The organism is Pseudomonas lopnurensis, assembly GCF_015070855.1.
Classification (GTDB): Bacteria; Pseudomonadota; Gammaproteobacteria; order Pseudomonadales; family Pseudomonadaceae; genus Stutzerimonas; species Stutzerimonas lopnurensis.
The window spans coordinates 1-3263 of record NZ_JADDIX010000044.1 but is presented as its reverse complement, the minus strand read 5'-3'; the positions used below and the strand labels follow the sequence as shown (position 1 = coordinate 3263).

At 64.8% G+C, this 3263-nt stretch carries 4 protein-coding genes; 2 read left to right on the top strand and 2 right to left on the bottom strand.

What is annotated here, in order from left to right; translation table 11 throughout:
• On the bottom strand, positions 1–263 hold a 263-nt coding region (locus tag IN820_RS08940), incomplete at its 3' end, for a LysR family transcriptional regulator (protein ID WP_193680640.1).
• An 83-nt stretch (positions 264–346) separates the two neighbouring features.
• Positions 347–553, bottom strand: a complete 207-nt coding sequence (locus tag IN820_RS08935) for a hypothetical protein (protein ID WP_193680639.1) — start codon at positions 551–553, stop codon at positions 347–349.
• Between the two features lie 202 nt (positions 554–755).
• On the opposite strand from IN820_RS08935, the gene IN820_RS08930 reads away from it, so the two are divergent.
• Both IN820_RS08930 and IN820_RS08925 read left to right on the top strand, forming a co-directional pair.
• Entirely contained in the window at positions 756–2348 is a 1593-nt protein-coding gene (locus IN820_RS08930; protein WP_207793553.1) for a sigma-54 interaction domain-containing protein, read from the top strand.
• Between the two features lie 365 nt (positions 2349–2713).
• The coding region (locus IN820_RS08925; RefSeq protein ID WP_193680638.1) for an OsmC family protein at positions 2714–3263 on the top strand (550 nt) is incomplete at its 3' end.

The window sequence follows — 3263 nt, the reverse complement described above, 5'->3', positions numbered from 1 at the left end:
GTCTGGCGCACCGTCTCGAGGACGTCCTTGACCAGCTGCTGGGCGCGTTCCTCGAGCACGTAGGCGCTCTCCAGCGGAATCAGGTTGCGCCCCTCGTGCTTGAACAGCGGGCAGCGCAGCGCGCTTTCCAGGGAATGGATGGCGCGGTGCACGCTGACGTTGCTGGTGTTCAGCTCCACCGCCGCCTTGCCGAGATTGCCGCTGCGCATGAAGGCCAGGAACACTTCCAGCTTCTTCAGGGTCAGTTCTTCGTCGATCTGCATGGCCGTTGCTCCGCTTGCGGGCAGTCGATTATGCCTAACAAGCGATGGCTCGGGACCCGCCTGTAGCTACCAGGGCGCGTGGCCTATGCGAAGACGGCGTCTTCTTCGTCCGGGATCACGTCGGTGACGAACACGCGGGCGTGGTCGCTCTGCTCGTCTTCGATGCGCAGGCCGAAGTAGAGGGCGTCATTGGCGTCCCAGAAGGCTTCGACCTGCGCCAGCGGGGCGTGTTCGAGCAGGACCTGGCCAGTATGTTCGAGAATGATGGAATAGCGTTTGTCAGCGTGCATGGGAAGTGGCTCTGATCATCGGAATGGGCTGCGCACAGCCGTGATGTCATTTTGTCACTTCGCAAGGCCCGATCCCCGTCCGTTCATCGCCGCGGCGCGAATGGCCGCCGAATGGTCGTGAAGTGCTTGCTGCCCGGATGCGTAGCGATTGGCGCGGCACTTGCAGCGATCGCCTTTCCAAGCACAAAGGATTTCGTTCGGCATGAATGACAGGCCCGACTTCGAGGCAGATACCACGCCCGCGTTCTGGCGTTCCCAGGAGATGCTCCTGCTCCAGCAGGTCATGGCGCTGGCCGGCAAGGACTTCGCCGTGGAGCCGGTGTTCAAGGAAATGCTGCACCTGCTTTCCGAGCTGCTCGGGCTGAACCGCGGGCGGGTCGTGCTGATCGACCCGGATGGCCGGGGCGGGCGCATCCATCACGCCTATGGCCTGACGGACGACGAGGTGGCGCTGGGCAGCTATGCGCTCGACGAAGGCGTCACCGGCCGGGTGCTGGCGCATGGGCAGCTCATCATCGTGCAGGACATCGACAAGGAACCGATCTTCCTCGGCCGCATGGTCGAGCGCAGCAAGCTGCCGGCCGGGCCGGTGTCCTTCATCGCGCTGCCGATCCAGATCGGCCAGCAGACCGTGGGGGTGCTGGCCTGCCATCGCATCCGCATGCGCGCGCGACCGCTGGCCGACGACCTAACCATCCTGCGCATCCTCGCCACGCTCGCCGGGCAGTTGCTGCACCTGCAGGGGTATATCGAGGAGAAGACCCGCGCCTTGGCCCAGCACAACGACCTGCTGACCCGCGCCCTGCATGCCGATGCCACACGTTATGGCATCGTCGGCAATTCGCCCGAGTTGCTGCGTGCCATTTCCGAACTGGAGCGGGTCTCGGACGCCACCGCCAGCGTGCTGCTGCTCGGCGAGTCCGGGACCGGCAAGGAACTGTTCGCCCGCGCCCTGCACCTGGCTAGCCCGCGCCGGGACAAGCCGTTCATCAAGGTCAATTGCGCCGCGATTCCCGAGACCCTGTTCGAGTCCGAACTGTTCGGCTATGAACGCGGAGCCTTCACCGGGGCCACCGCGCTGCGTGCCGGCTGGTTCGAACAGGCCGATGGTGGCACCATCTTCCTCGACGAGATCGGCGAGCTGCCGCTGACCATGCAGACCAAGCTGTTGCGCACCCTGCAGGAGGGTACCATCACCCGGCTGGGCGGCAAGCGGGAGATCCTCATCGACGTGCGCCTGGTCGCCGCGACCAACCGCGACCTGGCCGGCGAGGTGGGCCGCGGGCTGTTCCGCCAAGACCTGTATTACCGCCTCAACGTCATTCCCATCCACCTGCCGTCGCTGGCCGAGCGGCGCAGCGACATCCCCGCACTGGCCATGCATTTTCTCAACCGGGTGAACCAGGCGAACCAGCGCAACATCAACCTGACTGGCGATGCCATCGCCCGGCTGCAGGCCTATCCCTGGCCGGGCAATATCCGTGAGCTGTCCAACGTCATCGAGCGCATGGTATTGCTGGCCGATCGCCCTCTGCTCGGTGCCGCGGACCTGGAACCGTTCCTGGCCGGCGGCGAGGCCGTCGGGGATGCGCGGGCACAGGCGGCCGCCGGTGACGGCTGGGGCGCGGCGTCGGCGTCCATGGCCGTGCGGCCCTACGCACCGGCGGGTTCGCACAGCGCCGAAGAGCTGCGCCAGGCACTGGCCCGTTGCGGGGGCAACAAGTCGCGCGCCGCGCAATCGCTCGGGCTGACGCCACGGCAGTTCGGCTATCGCTGGGAAAAGCTCGGCCTGTAGCGGGTAATGCTGTTCACTTAACGACTCGAGCTGGATGCCGGATCACAGGTAGGAGCGGGCCACGCCCCCGATTCGTGTGCATGGCGCGCTCCTGCAAAGTGCTCTCCGTGCTGATCTGGACAACATTACGGCCTGTAGCGGGCGCTTTCCTGCCATTCAGACCGGCCAATGACATTGTTTACATTGTTTCCAATCTGTTCATTGGGCATGCCGCCAGATGTGTGGGAAGCGAGCCTTAAATTTCACATCTAATTGATATAAAAGGAGTTTTATTGAGAATTCGGTGATTGGCATAACCTCTGCAATAACCCCGGCGAGACCGAAGAGCAGCCCGCTGCTCAGTTTGAATCCCGTTGGAGAATGCCATGTCCGCCGCACCCGCCACCTGTGCCACCACCGTCAAGACCTACCTGAAGCCGATCGATCGCGACGGCCTGATGGGTTTCGCCGAGAAGGGCCGCAACAACCCCGCCAGCCGGGGCACCAACAAAGTCCACACCGTGATGCAGGGGATGTACCGCAGCCTCAGCTACGTCGGCGAGCACACGCCGGTGGTGGTGGACGAACCGCTGCACCTGTTCGGCGAGGATACCGCCCCGGCGCCGGGCGAGATCGTGCTGTCCGGCCTGGGCGGTTGCCTGGCGGTGGGCATCACGGCGGTGGCGACCTGGAAACAGGTGAAGCTGAGCCGGCTGGAGGTGTTTCTCGAGGCGGACATCGGCAACCCGGCGGCCTGGGGCGCCGGTGGCGCAGAGATGCAGCCGGCGCAGATGGGTTTCCAGGAAATCCGCGTGAAGGTGCTGGTGGAGGGCGATGCGAGCCGCGAGGAGCTGGAGGAGATCGTGCGCCAGGCCAATTTCTACTCGCCGGTGGCCAACTCCATGCGCAATCCGATCCCGTTCAGCATCGGTCTGG

Coding starts and splice junctions, on each gene's coding strand:
- IN820_RS08935 (WP_193680639.1), bottom strand. CDS start 553: ATGCACGCTGACAAACGCTATTCCATCATTCTCGAACATACTGGCCAG.
- IN820_RS08930 (WP_207793553.1), top strand. CDS start 756: ATGAATGACAGGCCCGACTTCGAGGCAGATACCACGCCCGCGTTCTGG.